Annotated in this window: 18 protein-coding genes; 10 read left to right on the forward strand and 8 right to left on the reverse strand. The window is 62.3% G+C overall.

Annotation, left to right across the window (positions count from 1 at the left end; translation table 11 throughout):
- Positions 1-203 precede the first annotated feature (203 nt).
- The 3 genes from ACZ9H4_RS24305 (at position 204) to ACZ9H4_RS24315 (ending at position 4,176) form a co-directional block, all read left to right on the forward strand.
- Positions 204-677 (forward strand): hypothetical protein, encoded by a 474-nt coding sequence (locus ACZ9H4_RS24305; protein ID WP_408147727.1) that lies wholly within the window; start codon positions 204-206, stop codon positions 675-677.
- 106 nt (positions 678-783) lie between these two features.
- Positions 784-3,183 (forward strand): phosphoenolpyruvate synthase, encoded by a 2,400-nt coding sequence (gene ppsA, locus ACZ9H4_RS24310; protein WP_476121338.1) that lies wholly within the window; start codon positions 784-786, stop codon positions 3,181-3,183.
- A 39-nt stretch (positions 3,184-3,222) separates the two neighbouring features.
- Entirely contained in the window at positions 3,223-4,176 is a 954-nt protein-coding gene (locus ACZ9H4_RS24315) for a 1-phosphofructokinase family hexose kinase (protein ID WP_476121340.1), read from the forward strand.
- Positions 4,177-4,270: 94 nt separating this feature from the next.
- Here ACZ9H4_RS24315 and ACZ9H4_RS24320 read toward each other — a convergent pair whose 3' ends face one another.
- The 5 genes from ACZ9H4_RS24320 to ACZ9H4_RS24340 form a co-directional block, all read right to left on the reverse strand.
- Positions 4,271-4,702: a DUF6691 family protein gene (locus tag ACZ9H4_RS24320; RefSeq protein ID WP_476121342.1), complete on the reverse strand. Its 432-nt coding sequence runs from the start codon at positions 4,700-4,702 to the stop codon at positions 4,271-4,273.
- Between the two features lies 1 nt (position 4,703).
- Positions 4,704-5,138 (reverse strand): YeeE/YedE family protein, encoded by a 435-nt coding sequence (locus tag ACZ9H4_RS24325; RefSeq protein ID WP_476121344.1) that lies wholly within the window; start codon positions 5,136-5,138, stop codon positions 4,704-4,706.
- A 244-nt stretch (positions 5,139-5,382) separates the two neighbouring features.
- Positions 5,383-5,865, reverse strand: a complete 483-nt coding sequence (locus tag ACZ9H4_RS24330; protein WP_408325646.1) for a CreA family protein — start codon at positions 5,863-5,865, stop codon at positions 5,383-5,385.
- 309 nt (positions 5,866-6,174) lie between these two features.
- Positions 6,175-6,717 carry a hypothetical protein gene (locus ACZ9H4_RS24335; RefSeq protein ID WP_476121346.1) on the reverse strand — a complete coding sequence of 181 codons (543 nt, stop codon included), beginning with the start codon at positions 6,715-6,717 and terminating at the stop codon, positions 6,175-6,177.
- A gap of 170 nt (positions 6,718-6,887) precedes the next feature.
- Positions 6,888-7,256, reverse strand: a complete 369-nt coding sequence (locus ACZ9H4_RS24340) for a hypothetical protein (protein WP_476121348.1) — start codon at positions 7,254-7,256, stop codon at positions 6,888-6,890.
- An 86-nt stretch (positions 7,257-7,342) separates the two neighbouring features.
- On the opposite strand from ACZ9H4_RS24340, the gene ACZ9H4_RS24345 reads away from it, so the two are divergent.
- The 5 genes from ACZ9H4_RS24345 (at position 7,343) to ACZ9H4_RS24365 (ending at position 12,233) form a co-directional block, all read left to right on the forward strand.
- The gene (locus tag ACZ9H4_RS24345) at positions 7,343-8,011 is read left to right on the forward strand and encodes a nitroreductase family protein (protein ID WP_408147715.1); all 669 of its coding nucleotides are present in this window, start codon (positions 7,343-7,345) and stop codon (positions 8,009-8,011) included.
- Between the two features lie 381 nt (positions 8,012-8,392).
- Entirely contained in the window at positions 8,393-9,334 is a 942-nt protein-coding gene (locus ACZ9H4_RS24350; RefSeq protein WP_408147713.1) for a DnaJ C-terminal domain-containing protein, read from the forward strand.
- A gap of 6 nt (positions 9,335-9,340) precedes the next feature.
- Positions 9,341-9,658 carry a chaperone modulator CbpM gene (locus ACZ9H4_RS24355; protein ID WP_408325638.1) on the forward strand — a complete coding sequence of 106 codons (318 nt, stop codon included), beginning with the start codon at positions 9,341-9,343 and terminating at the stop codon, positions 9,656-9,658.
- 284 nt (positions 9,659-9,942) lie between these two features.
- Positions 9,943-11,055, forward strand: a complete 1,113-nt coding sequence (locus tag ACZ9H4_RS24360) for a PAS domain-containing sensor histidine kinase (RefSeq protein ID WP_476121351.1) — start codon at positions 9,943-9,945, stop codon at positions 11,053-11,055.
- A gap of 581 nt (positions 11,056-11,636) precedes the next feature.
- A complete protein-coding gene (locus ACZ9H4_RS24365; protein ID WP_408325632.1) occupies positions 11,637-12,233 on the forward strand; it encodes a chemotaxis protein CheB in 597 nt (198 codons plus the stop codon).
- Positions 12,234-12,284: 51 nt separating this feature from the next.
- Here ACZ9H4_RS24365 and ACZ9H4_RS24370 read toward each other — a convergent pair whose 3' ends face one another.
- Positions 12,285-13,256, reverse strand: a complete 972-nt coding sequence (locus ACZ9H4_RS24370) for an acetyltransferase (RefSeq protein ID WP_476121354.1) — start codon at positions 13,254-13,256, stop codon at positions 12,285-12,287.
- A 774-nt stretch (positions 13,257-14,030) separates the two neighbouring features.
- Here ACZ9H4_RS24370 and ACZ9H4_RS24375 point away from each other — a divergent pair.
- Both ACZ9H4_RS24375 and ACZ9H4_RS24380 read left to right on the forward strand, forming a co-directional pair.
- Positions 14,031-14,612, forward strand: coding sequence for a lipocalin family protein (locus ACZ9H4_RS24375; RefSeq protein WP_408147702.1), 582 nt, complete (start codon positions 14,031-14,033; stop codon positions 14,610-14,612).
- Between the two features lie 83 nt (positions 14,613-14,695).
- A complete protein-coding gene (locus ACZ9H4_RS24380; RefSeq protein ID WP_476121356.1) occupies positions 14,696-15,694 on the forward strand; it encodes an LOG family protein in 999 nt (332 codons plus the stop codon).
- A 59-nt stretch (positions 15,695-15,753) separates the two neighbouring features.
- Here ACZ9H4_RS24380 and ACZ9H4_RS24385 read toward each other — a convergent pair whose 3' ends face one another.
- Both ACZ9H4_RS24385 and ACZ9H4_RS24390 read right to left on the reverse strand, forming a co-directional pair.
- On the reverse strand, positions 15,754-16,404 hold the full coding sequence (locus tag ACZ9H4_RS24385; RefSeq protein ID WP_476121358.1) for a BON domain-containing protein: 651 nt from the start codon (positions 16,402-16,404) through the stop codon (positions 15,754-15,756).
- Between the two features lie 195 nt (positions 16,405-16,599).
- Positions 16,600-19,074 carry a cation-translocating P-type ATPase gene (locus ACZ9H4_RS24390; RefSeq protein WP_476121360.1) on the reverse strand — a complete coding sequence of 825 codons (2,475 nt, stop codon included), beginning with the start codon at positions 19,072-19,074 and terminating at the stop codon, positions 16,600-16,602.
- Positions 19,075-19,076: the final 2 nt, after the last annotated feature.

Below are 19,076 nucleotides of genomic sequence, written 5' to 3' on the forward strand. Positions count from 1 at the left end.
GTCGCGCCGGTTAGCGGCAGCAGTTATCCCAGGATTGATGCACATCAAGTGACGGTAGGACCGCGCGCCTATTCTGGAAGCAGTCGCGGCAAGCCATGCAGGTGGTCAGCTTGCTCCGCGCCTTCCATCGCGTTGGGAACGCCGGACGCTATTGGGCCTGGCATTGCGCTGACGGTGACCCCATTCCGGCAGGAGGAGACAACATGAACTGGTTGGCAGAATATTTTGCCCAGCGGACCGGCCCGTTGACACTGGGCCTATGGGCCTTCCCGCCCCTTCGTGTCGGACCAGAAGGGCCTGCTGCGCCGCCAGCCTACGTGCTGAGCTATCCAGGCGTACAACTTACGTTCACGCCGCCGGAAGTCATCACGCACGGAAAGTTTCGCTACGAGTTGCCTGCGCACTATGACTCTGAAGAACCTTTGATCGCCTCCGCGTCGGACGCACTTCTCGATGACCAGTCACGACAGTTTTTTAGAAAAGTTTCAATTTACGCGCCGTCCGGATTCAATCCTGATTTTCTGGTCACGATCAATGACGCGTATTCATTCGTGCCAGCGTTTTCGTCCGACGGTAGCCCCGGTTTCTCCGGCTCGTGCATGAGCCCGCTCGATGAGCCGCAGCATCCTTCCCAATTGAAACTCCCCTGGACGTTCCAGGGCTTTATTACGATCTGACACCGGGGCCATGGTCGACAGACCCCGCGTACGGTGACGGTTGCGTCCAGTATTTCGCCGGTCGCGAGATATTGGGCAGGTAGTCGCCACGGAAAAGGAGCAGCACATGGACGAACGCAACGTTGCCTGGTTCGAGGAACTGCGGCGCGCGGATGTTCCTCGCGTTGGCGGCAAGAATGCTTCGTTGGGCGAAATGGTGGCCAATCTCGCCACCTGCGGTATCAAGGTTCCGCCAGGTTTCGCCATCACAGCCGACGCATACCGGCAGTTCATCGAAACGAATGGCCTGACGCTCACGCTCTCACGCACGCTTGCGGACCTTGCCGACGGCAAGGTCACTTTGGCCGAAGCTGGAGATACGATCCGGCGCGCCATCCTGCGGGGCGAATGGCCTGAAGAGACGGCGCGGACCATTCGACGCGCCTACGCGGAGCTAAACAGTCGTGCGGGGTTGACCGACGTGGATGTGGCTGTGAGATCGAGCGCGACGGCAGAGGATCTGCCTGACGCGAGCTTTGCCGGACAGCAGGAAACCTTTCTCAATGTCAGAGGTGAACGTGCGTTGCTCGATGCCTGCAGACGCTGCTACGCATCGCTCTTCACCGATCGCGCGATCAGTTACCGGCAGGCGAAGGGTTTCGACCATCTGAAGGTGGCTCTCTCGGTCGGTGTGCAACGCATGGTGCGCTCGGATCTCGGCGGGGCCGGCGTGATGTTTTCCATCGACACTGAAACCGGATTTGAAAAGATTGTCCTGATCAACGCGGCTTGGGGCCTCGGCGAGAACGTCGTGCAAGGCACGGTTGATCCGGACGAATATGAGGTATTCAAACCCCTGCTCCGCGACCCGAAGTGCTCGCCTATCGTCGGCAAGAAGCGAGGCGGCAAGGGATTCAAGATGATTTACACGAGCGGCAGCGAGCAGCCCACGAGGAATGTGCCGACGTCGAAAGCCGAGCGCGCCTGTTTCGTGCTGAGCGATGCCGAAATCCTCACCCTTGCAAGATGGGCGTGCGTCATCGAAGAGCACTACGGACAGCCGATGGACATCGAATGGGCTAAAGACGGCCATACCGACGAAATCTTCATCGTCCAGGCGCGTCCCGAAACGGTCGAGTCTCGCAAGGAGCCCGGTGCCGTGAAGACCTATCGGGTCACCAAGGCGGGCCGCCAGCTGGCATCGGGTGTGAGCATCGGCGAAGCCGTCGCGGCCGGTGCGGTCTGCGTGATTGAAAGCCCGCACGAGATGGATCGCTTCGTCGACGGCGCCATTCTGGTGACACGAACGACAGACCCCGACTGGGTGCCGCTCATGAGGCGTGCCAGCGCAATCGTCACTGATTATGGCGGCCGCACGTCGCACGCGGCGATCGTTAGCCGTGAACTCGGTCTTCCCGCTATCGTCGGCGCGGGCAATGCGACGCATGTGCTGCACGATGAGCAGAACGTGACCGTTTCCTGCGCCGAAGGCCGCGAGGGATTCGTCTATGAAGGGACGGCCGAATACGAGGTCGAAGAGATCAATTTCGACAGCATCCCGACGACACGCATCAAGGTCATGTTAAACCTCGCCAATCCGGCTGCGGCGTTTCGCTGGTGGCGACTCCCGGCCGACGGCGTCGGACTGGCGCGTATGGAATTCGTGGTGAGCAACCACATCAAGATTCACCCGATGGCCCTTGTCCGCTACGACACGCTGAAGGACGAGGACGCAAAACGGACCATTGCGGAAATGACGGCCGGCTACGAGCCCCGAACAGAATATTTCGTGGACCGCCTCGCGCGCGGTCTGGGGCGGATTGCCGCGGTCCAATATCCCCATCCCGTCATCGTGCGCATGAGCGACTTTAAAACGAACGAGTACGCCAATCTCATCGGTGGGTCCGAGTTCGAGCCGAAAGAAGAAAATCCGATGCTCGGGTTCCGCGGCGCTTCGCGCTACTACTCGGCACGCTATCAGGAAGGGTTTGCCCTCGAATGTCAGGCTATTCGCCGCCTGCGCAACGACATGGGATTTGACAACGTGGTTGTCATGATCCCATTTTGCCGCTCGACGAAAGAAGCCGACCGCGTACTTCAGGTCGTGGAGGAAAACGGCCTGAAACGCGGAGAGGCCGGTCTCGAGGTGTATGTGATGTGCGAGATCCCGTCTAACGTGATTCTGGCGAAGGCTTTCGCGCACCGCTTCGACGGCTTCTCAATAGGCAGCAACGACCTGACGCAGCTGACGCTCGGTGTGGATCGCGACTCCGTTGAACTCGCCGGGCTGTTCGACGAAGAGGACGACGCGCTCAGGTGGATGATCGAGCGTGTCATCGCAGAAGCGCACACGGCGGGCGTGCATATCGGTTTGTGCGGCCAGGCGCCCAGCGACCACCCTGAGTTCGCCGGGTTTCTGGTCGAATGCGGTATCGACTCGATGTCGGTGAGCCCCGATAGCTTCATCGCGGTCAAGCGGCGGGTTGCGGCCGCAGAAAAGACCGCGCAATCAGTTCCGACGATCTAGCCGCGTGCAGTGAAGAACTGAACTGGAAGCTCCCTGGTCATGGCAGACATCGTAACGGTCACATTGAACCCCGCCGTCGACATCGCAACGATAATCGACCGGGTCATTCACACGCGAAAGCTCAGATGCGCTGCGCCGAGGCGCGATCCCGGCGGCGGCGGGATCAACGTCGCGCGCGTGATACAGCGCCTTGGTGCGGACTGTACCGCCGTCTATCTCGCGGGCGGTGTGACGGGCCGGATTTTGCGGCAACTGCTGGATGCTGAAGAATTTGTCGGCGAGTGCATCGAGATCGCGGAGGAAACGCGCGAGAATTTTTGCATCTTCGAGCAGTGCACTGGACTCGAATACCGCTTCGTGCTTCCCGGCCCCACGCTCACGGATGACGAGTGGCAACGCTGCACCGACATAATCGATAAGCTGGCAGTGCCCTCGCGCTATCTGGTCATGAGTGGGAGCTTGCCGCCTGGCGCGCCAGTTGATACTTATGCGAAGTTTGCCCGCGTTGCCGGTGCGCGAGGAACCCGGGTCGTCTTGGACACGTCGGGCCCAGCGCTTGCCGCAGCGCTCAGCGCGGGCGTTTGGGCCGTCAAGCCCAGCCTGAATGAGTTGCGGGACCTGACGGGAAGACCTCTTGTCGACGAAGCAGAGTGCATTGCGGCTGCGCGCGGAATCGTACGGGACGGGCGCAGCCAGATCGTTGCGTTGACGTTGGGTGAGCAAGGTGCACTGTTGGTCAGCGCTGACCGGTGTCTGAGGGCAATGGGACTGGCAGTCAAAGTGTCGAGCTCCATTGGCGCAGGCGACAGCTTCATCGCTGCGTTCATCTGGGCGATGAGCCGCGATGCAAATCTCGACGAGGCGTTTCGATACGGGATGGCCGCGGCATCGGCAAGCCTGCTTCAGCCGGGCACGGCGCTTTGTGAGCGGGCGGACATTGAACGATGCTATCTACGGATTTCCACCGAGGTAGTGTCCGACAGGACTCGATAGCAAAGCCCGCATTGCCCGGAGAGCAGCGAAGAAAAATGGGTTAGTTTCCTCGCTGAAAGAAATGAACACCTACGCTCCGTGTGTGCGCGACAACTCATGCTCGCTGTCGGTTTAACATTGCGCGCCCTAGCCACTCGAAAACGGCCATGCCGGCCAGCATGGCGACCACGAACGCCCACGCCTTCGGGAACCCGGCGCCCAGCGCGACCAGCGCCGGACCCGGGCAAAATCCCGCAAGCCCCCAACCTACGCCGAATACCGCACTACCAAGAACCAATCTCAACGTCACGGGTGAGTCGGCGGGAATCTGCATGGGTAAGCCCAACAACGACTTTTTTCGACGCTTTGCAAACAGAAACGCGACAGTGCCGATGGCGATCGCCCCGAGCATCACGAAAGCGAGAGACGGGTCCCACTTTCCTGCAATGTCGAGGAAGCCAAGCACTTTTGCCGGATTGGCCATACCGGAGGTGATCAGGCCGACGCCGAAAAGAAGCCCGGAAAAGAATGCCGTAAGCCAACCCATCTCACCCTCCCAGCAGATGCCTGTAAACATAGGCCGTCAGAACGCCGCTCGCCATGAATGTTGCCGTGGCTACAAACGAACGGACGGAGCCGCGTGAGATGCCGCAGACACCATGACCGCTCGTACAACCGCTCGCGTAACGCGTGCCGATACCCACCAGAAACCCTGCCAGGAGTAATTCAGTCCATCCAGCCTGAACATCGATCGAGATAGGTTTGCTGAGCAGGCTTGCCAGCACAGGCGCCCCGAGCAGCCCCGTCAGAAAAGCGACGCGCCACCCCGCATCGTTGCGCGACGAACCCAGTAAGCCGCCCAATATGCCGCTGATACCAGCGATACGTCCGTTAAACAAGACGAGCACGGCCGCCGCCGCACCGATCATCAGGCCGCCAGCCAGCGAGAGGCCTGGTGTGAAATTCGCCATATCGATCGACATGAGCGCTCCCCGGATGAATAAAGTACAAAACTGGTCATACAGCACGGCGAGGGCCGCCGTCGTTCCCTTGCTCGCGATGGGATGATAAATGTTTTCCCCACCCGCCGCGTCTCGACTTACTCGTTATCACGAGGCACCACGAACGAGGCACCCCGAGTTGCTGGAAGAGGATGCGCTGTTACCTGCACCTCAACACCAACGGGTCTGGACTAGCCGGAGCCTTCAGCAGTGCGCACGCGGTTTTTTACTGGAGTCCGGCGGGCACTTTGGGATCGGCGGGTAGCGGGATGATGTGTATCTGGCCTGGCAAATTCCCTGCGACGTCATCCTCCGTGTAGCAGAAGTAAACGATTGCGTTTCGTTCGGTGTCCATTACACGGATGACGTGGAGTGAGTCAAACGTCGGGTCGACGGCAGCCGTGAACACTTGCGCTTGGCGGGGAATGGTTTCAGGGACGCTAATTGTGCCTGTCTGCGCGCAGGATGCGGTTGCGTCGGATGCACCGGAGATGCGGGAGTTTCCCAACGCGCTATCGGAGTGCGACTTCGAGACGTAGCAGGTCACGCCCTTCACGAGAGGATCCGCGTAAGCCGAGATGGCGATGCGCGAACCGTATCGCTGGCTGTGGGTTTCGATTGTCGCCAACTCCCTGGCCACGGCGGCTGAAAACGGAACGAACAGCAGTGCGATCAGGAGGCCCGTTTTCCGGGGAAATAGCTTGATCACTTTGCACCTCCAGGCACGCGTCAGACAGTGTTTTCGATCGCTCACCCTTGCGGCGACGGAAATCTGACTTCAGGCTATTTCATCCAGCGGCCAGCTGCTTGATGCAAGTCAACGCCTGCGTGTCCATGCCCCATTGAGCCGGAACCTGGCCTGCCCTCGTGCGGAGAAGGCGTGCAAAAAAAGGCCCGGGACCGGGCCTAACACGCTACTTTGTGGGGGGAGCCCCACGCCTTGAACGTTACACCGCTGCCGCTTGAGATTTTTTGCGCTAACTCAATTCAGGCTCACGTGGTCAGTTGTTCAAGCGACTCAGACTTCCGGTTTCCATGGCCATGACGGATAAAAGCGACGGTCGTCTTCGACGCTCGCACGCGAAGTCTGTTTCTGCGCGGCTCCGTCGCGTTCGATATCGCCAGCGTCCGGCCGCGTTCCATCTATGTCGGGGGCGGCACGGTCGGGTTGTTCCGGATCGCCACTCGCGCCGGCCTCGCCAGCCGGGCTCGCTTCAACGGGATCCACTCCTTTGCCGAACCACGCAACCGCCTCGCGGAGGCTCGCGACATAGGCCTGCCAGCCTTGCCCGTTGCCGGCAAAAAGCGCCTGTCGGACCGTGCGCGCCAGTTGCTCGCGATTGAGTTCCAACGCGAGCAGTTCCTCGGGCCACGACTGAAAGGCCGCGGCGGCACGCTCAACGAAATCCCGTGTGGTCATTGATGGCGAGACGTGCATCAGCAGTGTCAAACCCTCCAGCGATGCATTCGCGGCCATTGCTTCGTGCAGAGTCTGTTTGTCAGCGCTGCAAATCATGAGACGATTGACCGCGTGCAGCACGCCGCCCAGATGCAGCAGCAATGCGCGGCGCTCGTACGCATCCTTCATAGTGCTCTCCCTTTCGGTACGCCGGGACCCTGACTCAAACTTGCTGTCGACGGCCAGCGGCACCAATGAACCAGTCTGTATCGCATGACTAGCGGCAATCGGCTCGCGGAGACCTTGTACGGCCGCCGAAGCTGGTGCTTCGCTCAAAGAATAGCCGCCTTACCCGGCAATTGCTCACGCTGTCCAGCTTGCGCCGGGAAATGTTTGCTGAGCAACTTCGTGACCTGCTCGATGCCGCTCACCACCCCATCCGCGCCGCCGCCGCCCAATCCGCCGCCTCTGAAGATCGGGCTGCCGGAACCGCCGCCGGGCCTTCCCCCTGCCCGCCCACCAGGCGCGCGGCGGCACCCGCCCGGGTCTTGGCGCGCCAACCGCGGACTGCGCGCGATGTTGCCGGCTGCCTTACGGGAAGCATACTGGGGATTGCGCGCTTCGACGCTACGATCGACGTTGTCATGCCGATTGGCTCCTGGTTTTCGATGAAGCATCACGATGGGGTTGACCGAGGTCAAACGCGATGCATCGGGTCGCCACTATCGTGGAAACGTTGCCCTGACGCGCCCGCGAAAGCATCACACCGTCCGAGGAGAAGTTGACCATGACCGACACGCAACTGCTGACCTATGAGCCGACGCCCGGTCGTGGACCGTCTCGTGCCCGCGGAGCAAGCCCCGCTTTCATCGAGCTGCCCAAGCCCGACATGTCTTCCGGCGTGCCGCTGATGAAGGCGCTCGCCCTGCGCGCCAGTACGCGCGAGTTCTCCGAGGCGCCGCTTGCGCCTGCGACGCTCGGTGCGCTAATGTGGGCTGCCGATGGCATCAATCGCTCCGCCACAGGGGGCCGCACGGCTCCCTCCGCGCATGCATTCAATGAAATAGATATCTACGCCGTCCTGCCGAACGGCGTCTATCGCTACGATGCGCCTACGCATCGGCTCGTACTCAAACACGCAAGCGATGCGCGCAATCTAACCGGCTATCAGGACTTCGTCGGCGATGCGCCTCTGGATCTCGTGTATGTGGTCAACATGTCGCGCCTGCTCGAAATGCCTCCTCAGCAGCGCGATATCTTTTCTGCCGCCGCCGCGGGCGCGATGGCGCAGAACGTAGCACTTTATTGCGCGTCTGAAGGACTCGGCTGCGTCGTGCGCGGCTGGATCAATCACCGCTTGCTAAGCGATGCGTTGAAGCTGAACGAAGATGAACTGCCTATCCTCGCGCAGACCGTCGGCGCACTCGGTACGGCGCTGACGTCTCTTGCGGATTGATCGCTCCCGACATCGCCTCGTCTGCTCAAAGAGCTTCTTGAGCCCGAAGTCGCCCGGACATCGCGATGGCCTCTGTCTGGGCCAAACCGCTCTCGGCGCAGGGTCGTAAGAAGGGACGGGGCGAATCCCATTGGATCGCCGCTGGCCCGAAGAAAGCACAGGCTCGCGGCCCCTTGGATGGAGTCCGCGGAAAATGTGGCGCTCATTCGCCGTCAGCCGCCAACCTGCCCGGTGCAAAGATACGCGACGATTCGCCAACAGACGTTCGGCGCACGCTTGCGGTCACGGCCGCACCATATTCATGTAGAGTCGACTCACGGCATAAGCGCTGTGTTGCCCGAGCGTGCTGACTTTCTCACTCGTTATTAGCGCGGCTTCCAGATGAAATACAAGGACTATTACGCGATTCTCGGCGTGGAGCGGTCGGCGGCTCAGGACGAAGTCAAGCGCGCGTATCGCAAGCTTGCGCGCCAATACCATCCGGATGTCAGCAAGCACACTGACGCGGAAGATCGCTTCAAGGAGTTGGGCGAGGCCTATGAGGTGCTCAAGGACCCGGAAAAACGTGCAGCCTACGATCGCATGGGCACGCATTGGCATAGCGGCGAAGAATTCCAGCCTCCGCCGAACTGGGACGAAGGGTTCGAATTCAGCGGTGCCGGCGATCAGGCCGGCACGCATGCCGACCTCAACGAGTTCTTCGAAGCGATGTTTGGCGGCGCACGAGCAGCCCATGCGCGACGCGGGCCCTCGCATGCGATGGGACAGGATCACCATGCCAGGGTATTCATCGATATCGAGGATGCCTATCGGGGAGCGCAGCGCTCGATTTCGCTGCAATTGCCTGTCGTCGACGCGCAAGGCCGCATATCGCTGCAATCACGTAGCCTGGACGTTTCCATTCCGAAGGGCGTGCGCGCCGGGCAGCACCTGCGTCTTGCGGGCCAGGGCGGAACGGGGGCCGGTGGCGCCCCTGCCGGAGACCTTTACCTGGAAATTGCGTTCCGCGAACATCCGCACTTTCGCGTGGACGGGGCTGACGTCCTGCTCGACCTGCCAGTGGCGCCCTGGGAAGCGGCCCTCGGCTCGAGCGTAACGGTACCGACGCCCGATGGATGGGTCGAGATGTCAGTGCCGGCCGGCTCGGCGGGCGGCAGGCGCATGCGACTCAAAGGTAAGGGAATTCCCGGGAATCCGCCCGGAGACATGTACGTGATCTTGAACATCGTATTGCCGCCAGCAGACAGCGAACCTGCCAAAGCCGCCTACAACACGATGCGCCAGGCGTTCAACTTCGATCCGCGCGCGCGATTTTATCGGTAGTTCATCATGAAAGAATCCGGGACGACCTATCTGACAGCAGAGATTGTCGATGAAGACGTCGAGTTCACGCTCGTCGAACTGAGTCGGGCAAGTGGTGCATCCACAGAAGAGATAACCCTTTGGGTTGCTGAAGGCGCCTTCGAGCCGAAGGGCGCCGGGCCGCAGGAATGGCGCTTCAGCGGCGCATCGCTGTTTCGTGTGCGCACCGCTTTCCGGCTGGCTCGCGACCTCGAGATCAACGCACCGGGCATTGCGCTGGCGCTCGATCTGCTCGACGAAATTGAGGCATTGAAGTCACGCCCCAGGCGTTCGCCCGGCAAGTGAGCGGAGCCGGACATCGAGCCCGGCTTCGCCACACACTGTCAGCCGATCCCGCAATGCACTGAACGTTCGGTGCCATCCATGCTGCACCGCTGCCAGTCTCCTCGCGCGATGACGATGGCGTATGCCAACTTCACGGCTGCGGAAGATTTTGTCCGGCGCAGCACGCGAATTTCTTCAGAATCGGTAATTATGTAACAGTGCTGGATCGACAGGGTTGCGGATCTAGCATTGAATTCATGAGGTAATCGTGAGCCCAGGTCGAGCCCGATTCCTGGGAGACCGCCATGCCGAAGAGCAACTCTGCGTTATACCGCTCATGTAACCTGAGCGACATCCAACTCAGCTATCGCTACCGGCTGCTGGTCGAGACGGTGGAAGATTACGCGATCTACATGCTTGACGCGGCCGGGAACGTGACAAGCTGGAATCCCGGAGCCGAGCGAGCCAAGGGATACCCTCCAGAAGAAATTATCGGCCGGCACTTTTCCGTTTTCTACACGCCCGACGATCTAGCCACTGACAAGCCCGCGCGGCTGCTGGCCGCTGCCGCGTTGCGCGGGCGCGTGGAGGACGAGGGGTGGCGCGTGCGTAAAGACGGGAGCCGGTTCTGGGCGAACGTCATCATCACGGCCGTGCATGATGAAAACGGCATCTTGTTAGGATTTGCGAAAATCACGCGAGACTTGAGCGAGCGGCAGCGCTTGGGAGAGCTCGAAAGTGCCGCTGCGGCTTCGGCACTCGTGCATCAAGCGCGCGAGAATGAGCAGAAGCGCATCGCACGCGAGTTGCATGATGATCTTGGCCAGCAGATCACGGCGCTGAAAATGGCGCTCGCGCGGCACGAAACCGAACTGCTGCAGCACGTTAGCGAAGAGGCGACCGGGCTCCTGCGCTCAGTTCGTGAGATTGCCGCCCAGATGGACACCATGGCGAAATCTCTGCGGCGCGTGGCGGCCGATCTGCGCCCGCCGGTCCTCGACGACCTGGGGCTCGAAGCCGCGCTCGAATGGATGACGGAAGCGTTCGAGCAACGTTACAGTCTCCCTGTACGGTGCGACATCCAGGCCCTGCCGTTGCGTCTGAACGATCTGGCGGCCATCTCCTTGTATCGCGTCGCCCAGGAGGCATTGACCAACGTAGCGCGCCATGCCCGGGCAAACGAGGTATCGGTCACACTCTCAGCGGATGAGCGGCACTGTCATCTGCGAATTCATGACGACGGCGTCGGGTTGGCGGAGGGCTCCACGCTGCGAGGCGATGCGTTCGGTCTGCTCGGCATGCGCGAACGGATTCTCCAACTGGGCGGCGTCCTGTCTGTCCAGAGCACCCCGGGCCATGGCGTCACCATTGCCGCGCACGTCCCGCTAGCGCGGATCCTGGTGGAAGCTACGCCGTGATGTCTCGATGCCGCGCATGGCGTGAGGATTGAGCATTCCGGATTTGCTGCCCCGGCTCCGGCTCGCCCCGTCTTTCCAGCACGGTGACGGCATCCGGCTCGCCGTCCCGGGCCTCACGCCTACGCCGCCACCGGTCGCGAGGGCGGCGCGATTAAAGCGCGCTCCGACGACACACAGACCTCATTTTCGGTGTCGCTGCCGCAGACTGGCAAAGCCCCAACCCGTTGACGGGTAACTGCGCGAACGAGTGCGCCGCGAGACGTTGATCGGCGCGTCCACCTGATGCGTGAAGACGAAATCCGTTCGCATGACGCAGATCAAACAGACCTGGCCGGTTGAGCGACATAGTGTTTCATAGGGTGCGAACCGCGTCGACGGCAGAACGCTTTTGACCGACTTGCTTCGGATGCTCGTCAGAGTCACAACAGAAGCGTCCCGGTTCGTACGTGAGCGGCGTTACCCGCGAAGGCATGCGGTACCGCTGCGCGATCCATACCTATCGCTGCGGGGCCACTGAGTCGGAAGCCGCCCGATGAACCAGCGCAATATGCGCACGCCCGAAGCGCAAGCCGGAGGCATGAATGGACTCTTTTCTGACAGCCCGTACAGTTGCGATTGGCGCGAGCGGCAGTGAGGGCTTCACCGATCTGAAAGATCTGCTCTCGATCTGGCCGCCCGCCATGAACGCAGTCATAGTCGCGGTACTTCACAGACCCAGCGACCGGCAAAGTTTTTTACGCGAGGTGCTGCAGAGAACAAGCAGAGTGCCGGTCGTCGTCGCGGAAAATGGCGACCGTTTGTGCCGTGGGGTCTGCTACATAGGCAAACCGGATCAGCCGATTACGGTCGGCCCCGGCAGGCATGCCCTGCTGCTTGACGGCAAGGGCGACCGCTTCCGGAATCGGACGATTGACCTCCTCTTCAGGTCAGTCGCACATGATGCTCGCGCGGCTGCGGTCGGGGTCGTTCTGTCCGGCGCTCTCGACGATGGAAGCCGGGGTCTTGCCGCAATCCGTGAGGCCGGCGGCATTACCATGGTGCTAGATCCCCACGACAAGCCGCGCGGCATGCAGCGCAATGCGATCGACTACGACGGCCCGATCAGCTTTGTCGGGAATCTTCCCGCGTTGGCGTGGGCTCTCTCCAGATTGACCATGACCGACAACGCCACGGGATAACTTCTGCAGCCCTTGGCGCGAAGCGGGTCGCACGATGCAGGTGGTGCGAGCCTAAGCCCGCGAGCCGCCCACGAACGCCCGCTCAAATGCAAGAGCAAATTCGCCCAGACGATCATGCGGAAGTCGATCGATACCAGCCGCAGCCTCCCTCCCTCCGCCATCGGCAAACTGCCTGCACAGGTCAATGGCGCCATAGGGATTCGCGAGCGGGGCGCGCACGCTCACTGTGTAATCTGCGTGAGCGCTCGGGCTCAGCACCGCGTGGGCACGATCGGGAGCGCGTGTCGCGAGGAAATTGCCGAAAGCCCCACGCACCCTTCGCGCCCATGGTTCGTTCGGTAACACGTAGATGACGCCTCCTGCGAACACTTTGTCGGGCGGCAGACCTAGTGCCATTGCCAGATCCCGGCGTCGTGCATCGCAGAGCAACTGCGCAATCGGCTCGCTTGCCATGAGTCTGAACGGGTCGGCGTATCGGCGCAAAATGGCATAAAGCCTCGCGGGAGAGATCAGGAGGTCCGCCTCGTTCTCCCCGTAGGCGTTGTAATTGAGAGACTCCCCCAGTTCGCGCAACTGTTCGATTTGCTCCGGATGCAGTCCGTAGTTCTCAGCAAGCGTGCGGGCCACCCGCAAGAGGTTGTCTCCGTAGGCCCCGACGATTGCCCAGAGCCGCTGTTTCCCTCCGAGATGACGGTCCGCAAGCAGGCTCGTGCAAACTTCAGGCGACGTATCGATGTGTGGCGTCAGGTTGTGATCGTCAGGAATGACGCCGGAAAAATGATGATCGAAGTATTCCACTTCGACTCCTCGGCTCAGCAACGCAAGCAGCGCCGCCCGATTGGCGTCCAGCGAGATGTCGAGCACGGTCACAGTGACGCCGGAGCGCACGGGAACGCGCGCGAGCAGTTGAACGTCGCGCTTGACACCGGTGACCAGCACAGACCTCAGTGGCTTCGTCAGACGCAGTTGATGCAACGCGCAGATCCCATCGGCGTCGCCATTGAACACGTCAAAATGTTTCATGCCCTGTCACCCCGCCGTGAATGGACCGTCACCGGGCCATGACTGCCGAAGTGCTGTGATTCGCGCTCGATGCGTCGTGTGCGTTCGGCGACAACGTCAGCCTGTGCCAATGGCTTATTGGTGACCACCGCGCGTCGCCTGGATTCCGATTCACTCTATTGTTTTGCTCATCCTGCGCGTTGACATGGGTCAACGCGCCCGCTCACCGGTAGTCAACTGTATCGCGGTTCCAGAACGGGACGACTCATGCCTCGTAGGGTGCTTCGAATTCCGACGACCCGATGCGCGAGCCCGCGGGAAACGATTGCCGCGCACGCATGGCGCAACCAGGAACACCGGCACTGACATGGACGTGGGCTGTCGCGTTCGATCCGGTCCGCGCTCGGGTAGCTTGATGCACGTCAATCCGTTCTGTCGAAGCAGCCCTATGCTCGGTCCATGGCGAAATGAATCAGGGATCGGAGGCGATATGCTGAGAAGTACCGTACTCGTTGGTCTTTTAATGTTGCCGGGCGCATTCCTCATCGTCGGACTGGCCTGTATCCATCCGCGACTTCGCAAGGAGATCGTTCGCCAAAGCGGACTCTCCAGTCCGTTGACAAAGACGGTTCATTTCTACACGTCATTGCGGACAAGACTGCTGCGCCCGGTATGAGCACGCGGGAGGCCGGCATTCGATTGACCCGCATCAATCGCACCGTTCGGGAATACGGCCGGACATTTCTCGTGGCGTGATGCGTGCCTTCACGCAGTGACCCTAACCAGATCACCCTTATGAGCAAGTCCATAGCGTGCCTCGCCGCGCTGCTCGTCTGCCTGACGGGCTGCGCGCACGATCCGACGGCTGCGCCGCAAGAGCAGGCGCGCCGCCCGGCGTGTGTCGCGGGTCCGCCGATCGACTTGCAACGGTACATGGGCAGATGGTTCGTGATCGCGGAGACACCGTATCTCGGCGAGCGCGATTACGTTGGCAGTTACGACGAATGGACGTTGCGCGCGGACGGCAAGATCGAAGACAGGTATCTCGGCCGTCGCCACGGTTTCGACCAGCCCGTTACGGGGAGCCATTTTGTGGCCAAGGTGGTGTCCGGCACGGGTAACACGACATGGCGGGTCGGATTGATCTGGCCATTCGAAGTGGTGGTGGTGACCGCGTATGTGGACCCCGGGTATCGTTACACGATCCGCTGCATGGCCGATGGCAACATGGTATGGCTGCTGGCGCGCGCCCCGACGATGGACGAGGCCACCTATTCGGACATGCTGGCGCGGCTTGCCGCCATGGGCTACGCCCCGGAGCTGCTCCACCGGGTTGCGCAAGACGCCGGGCAAATCGGCCGGCCCGGTTTCCAATAGAGCTCGGGACGGGACAGGTTTGACAGACGAGCGGCAGACCTGCGCCGTGCCAGAGCGCACCAGCGAACAGAGCGGGAATGGGGATGACCACGATGCAAAAGCACGCGTCCACGCAGGCCGGTGTGGCAATCGAGGATCATGCGGATGGCACGCGCGCCCCGCGTCGGCACGCCCCCGCGCGAAGCTTGCCAGAGCACGGCGGCGCCACCACTTCGGCCCAATCGAAGCGCGTGCGCCGTCTGACAGACAGCCCCACGTATCTGCAGGCGGACGAAGACGTCGCCTTTCTGCGACGCCCCGAAATGTGTGGCATCCGGCTGCAACTCGATTACTGGAAGACCGAAGAAACGCTGCAGCGACACGCGATCCGGCACACGATCGTGGTCTATGGCAGCACACGAATCATTGCGCCGGCCGCTGCGCGTCGGCGGGTTGAGGATGCCCGTCAAGCGCTGGAGACTCGGCCCGACGATGCGCAGCGCCAAAGCGCCTTGCGAGTCGCGAGGAAATTGCTCAAGCACAGCCGCTACTACGGCGTCGCCCGCGAATTAGGCCGTATTGTCGGCAGCGCACGGTGCACGGGAGCCCTCTCGACGCTGGCGGTTGTAACGGGGGGCGGCCCCGGCATCATGGAAGCGGCGAATCGCGGCGCGCACGATCGCCATGCGCCGAGCATCGGCCTGAATATCTCGTTGCCCCATGAACAGAAACCCAATCCGTATCTCACGCCGGCGCTCTGTTTCAGGCTCCACTATTTCGCCGTTCGCAAGCTCCATCTGCTGGAACGCGCGCAAGCCGCCGTGTTCTTCCCTGGCGGCTTCGGAACCTGCGACGAATTGTTCGAGGTCTTGACCTTGCTGCAAACGAACAAGATCCGGCGCTTGCCCGTCGTGCTGGTCGGCGAGTCGTTCTGGCGCCGCGCCATCGATTTCGATTTTCTGATCAGCGAAGGCATGATCGCGCCGCAGGACGCCGCGTTGTTCTGTTTCCGCGAAACCGCGGCGGACGTCTGGTCCACCATCGTCCGGTGGCATGAAGAACACGGCGAGTCGCCGTCCGGGCGGGGACTCGCGCTCGAGTGATGCTGAAACCGGCTGGACCTGGCTGGCCCCTCGAACTGCCCGCCTCGGCGCCTGTCGCGTCAGCCGATTACAAGTCGATCGACGACAGCCTTCACGCCGCGCGTCGAACGTGCCGCCCCCGTCACGACGGAGCGCTCGATGGCCGAACTGAGACGGCCCGACAAAGTCACCATGCCGTCATCGACTTCGACGCCCACGTGCTTCAACTCCCGCTCGGCATGGCGCTGAATCGCTTTGCGGATGTTGTGTTCGATATCGAGCGGGGATGCCGAGCCTCGGATCCTGATGTCGTTCGTGACGCCCGTCACGCCACGCATATGAACGATATTCTTCTCCGCAATGCGGCTGCGATAGCCGTCCTCGACTTCGCCGCTCAACGTCACCCAGCCCTTCTCGACCTTGATCTTGATCGCCTGATCTTCGAGGCCCGCGATCCAGTCGAGCACGGCGCGCGCGCTCAAGGCGACGTCCTCGTCGGTGCGCTGCTCCGACTCGCGCAGTTTCACGTCGATGCCGATGACCACCGCGACGACGCCGCCGATTCTGAGCGCGCACTTTTCAGCCGCCACTTTCGTCGCATAGTCTGGAACGTGTCCGCTGAGCGTCACGATGCCGTCGACTACGGCAACGCCTATCCCGTTTGCGTCGACGGCCGGACTGCTCATCAGTTCGTCTTCGACTTCCTGCTTCAGTTGACTATCCGGCTTCATCGTCGTTTCCTCCGAAAATTACCGTGCGGCGCGATTCGTACCGCTACGGCTGACTGATCCCGTGCGACGATCATCGGCAGGGCAAGTCGCGTCCGGCCAGACGGCGTCACACACTCAGCCTAGTGGTCCGCCGCGCAGGTCGATTGATCGAGGTCAAGCGCGGCGACGGCTTCGCGCCCGCCAGCATGGACGCTGTCAGGCCCACACAGCAAGGAGCGGGCGCAGGCCGAACAGCCGCGCCAGTGCCGGCCACGCCATCAATGCGCCCACACTGAGCGTGGCCGCCAGCACCACGGCCCAGCCGTATGGATTCGTCGCGTGCGGGCGGCGTCCCGCCCGCCCATGCGGCAACGCGCGCACGGCAAACATCAGGCCGATATTGCCCGCCACTAGCAACACGAAGGCAGCGGTGCGTGCGGCGACCGGATCGAACCCGTGTCTCACCAGCGACGCATACATGCCGACGACGATCAGCGCGACCGCGCATCCCAGCGCGATGCTCAGGGCCAGCGTGCGATTCGACATGAGCCGTTCGCCGATTCGCCGCGGCGGCCGGCGCATGATCGAGCGGCTCTCCTGTTCGTTCTCGAAGACGATCGAGCACACGGGCGTGATGATCATTTCGAGGAACACGATATGCACCGGCGCGAGCATGAGCGGCCAGCCGGCCAGAACAGGAACGGTCGCGGCGGCGATCATCGGAATGTGGACGGCAATGGTGTACGCCACGGCCAGCTTCAGATTGTCGTAGATGCGCCGGCCGAGCCGCAGCGCCGACACGATCGGCGTCAGCTCGTCGCGCAGCAGCACGAGGGACGCGACCTCGCGAGCGACCTCGGCACCCCGCATGCCCATTGCGATGCCGATATGGGCGGCCTTCAACGCGGGCGCATCGTTGACGCCGTCGCCGGTCATCGCGACGACCTCGCCCGCGTGCCTGAACGCGTCGACGAGCTTCAGCTTCTGCTCCGGCCTGACGCGGGCGAACACGCTCGCGCCGTCGATCGCCCGTTGCAGCGCGGCGGCGTCCATGGCAGCGAGCTCGACGCCCGTCACGACGCGGGCACTGTCTATCCCGACATCGGTCGCGACGGCCCGCGCCGTCGACGGATAGTCGCCGGTAATCATCACGACCCGCACACCCGCGGCTTTCAGCGCCGTCACCGCGCCCGCCACCTCGGGCCGCACGGGGTCGAGCAGTCCGACCAGCCCCACCAGCGAAAACGCGAAGTCGTGCTGTTGTTCCGGCCATGCGTCGCCATGATGCCGAGCCCGCGCCACGCCGAGCACACGCAGTCCGCTTTCCGCCATGCGCGTGGCGCGCTCCATCAGCGCGTGCGCCTCGTCCGGCTCGAGGTGGCATAACGAGCAGATTGCCTCGGGCGCGCCCTTGCATGCCACTGCCCGATGATCGAGTTCGGGCGTCTCCCATACATGCGACATGGCTGGCAGTTCAGGCGTCAATGCGTATTCCTGCACGAGCGACCATCGTTCGTGCAGGCGCTCCGTGCCGGCGAGGCTGGAACGACCGGTCTCATGAAATGCACGCTCCATGGGGTCGAGCGGTTCGATTTCGCTCGCGAGCACAAGGTATTCCAGCAGCTCATGAAACGCCGCGCCGATATCGAGCGCGCCGTCCTTCAGCCATTGCTCTTCGCCGTTCGCGTAGAGCGCGCGCACCGACATACGGTTCTGGGTCAGCGTGCCCGTCTTGTCGACGCACAGCACCGAGGTTTGCCCGAGTGTCTGGATCGCGCTCAGGCGCCGGGTCAGCACGCCCTCTTTGGCGATCCGGCGCGCGCCGAGCGCCATGAAGACGGTGAAGATCATCGGCAGTTCTTCGGGCAGAATGCCCATCGCGAGCGTGATGCCGGCCAGCAGGCCGGGTATCCATGCACCTGTACGCCAACGATAGGCAAAGACGAGCAGCACGCAGATGGTCACCGCGAGCGTCGCGAAACGCCTGACAAAGCGCCGGATCTCCACTTGCAACGGTGAAGGCGGCTCGCTCACCGCGGCAAGGCTGGTGCCGAGCCGGCCAAGGTCGGTCTGTCCGCCCGTCGCGGTGACACGCATGCGGCCCTGACCGCGCACCACCATCGAACCCGCATACAGGCAACGCTGCGACACGTCCAGCGGCGTTTCGCCTGACGCGCTGGCGAACTTCACGACGGCGACCGACTCGCCAGTGAGCAATGATTCGTCGACACTCAGTTCGTGGGCTTCCGTCACCGCGCCGTCGGCCGGCACCTTTGCGCCCTCCTCGATAAAGACGACGTCGCCCGGCACCAACTCCGTCGCCGGGACGTATTCACGTTTGCCGTCGCGCAATACCTGCGCTTGCGGCGCGGACAGATCGCGCAGCGCTTCGAGCACGCTCGCCGTGCGATGACTCTGGACGATCGTGAACGACAGCACGGCAGCGACGAAAGCGAGCAGCGTCAATGCCTCCGCCATCTCGCCGACGAGACCATACAGGCCGCTCGCACTGAGCAGCAGCAGGAACATGGGCTCCGTGAGTGCGTCGCGAACAGTGCTCCACCAGAGGTGCGGATTGTCGCGCGCGGTCACATTGCGGCCGTGCAACGCCTGCAACGCCTTCACCTCAGCGTGGGTCAGCCCCTGCGCCGAGGCGGCAGGCTCCGCGCACGCGGGACCCGGCGTCCGCATGA

The organism is Paraburkholderia sp. TE9906 (assembly GCF_056279605.1).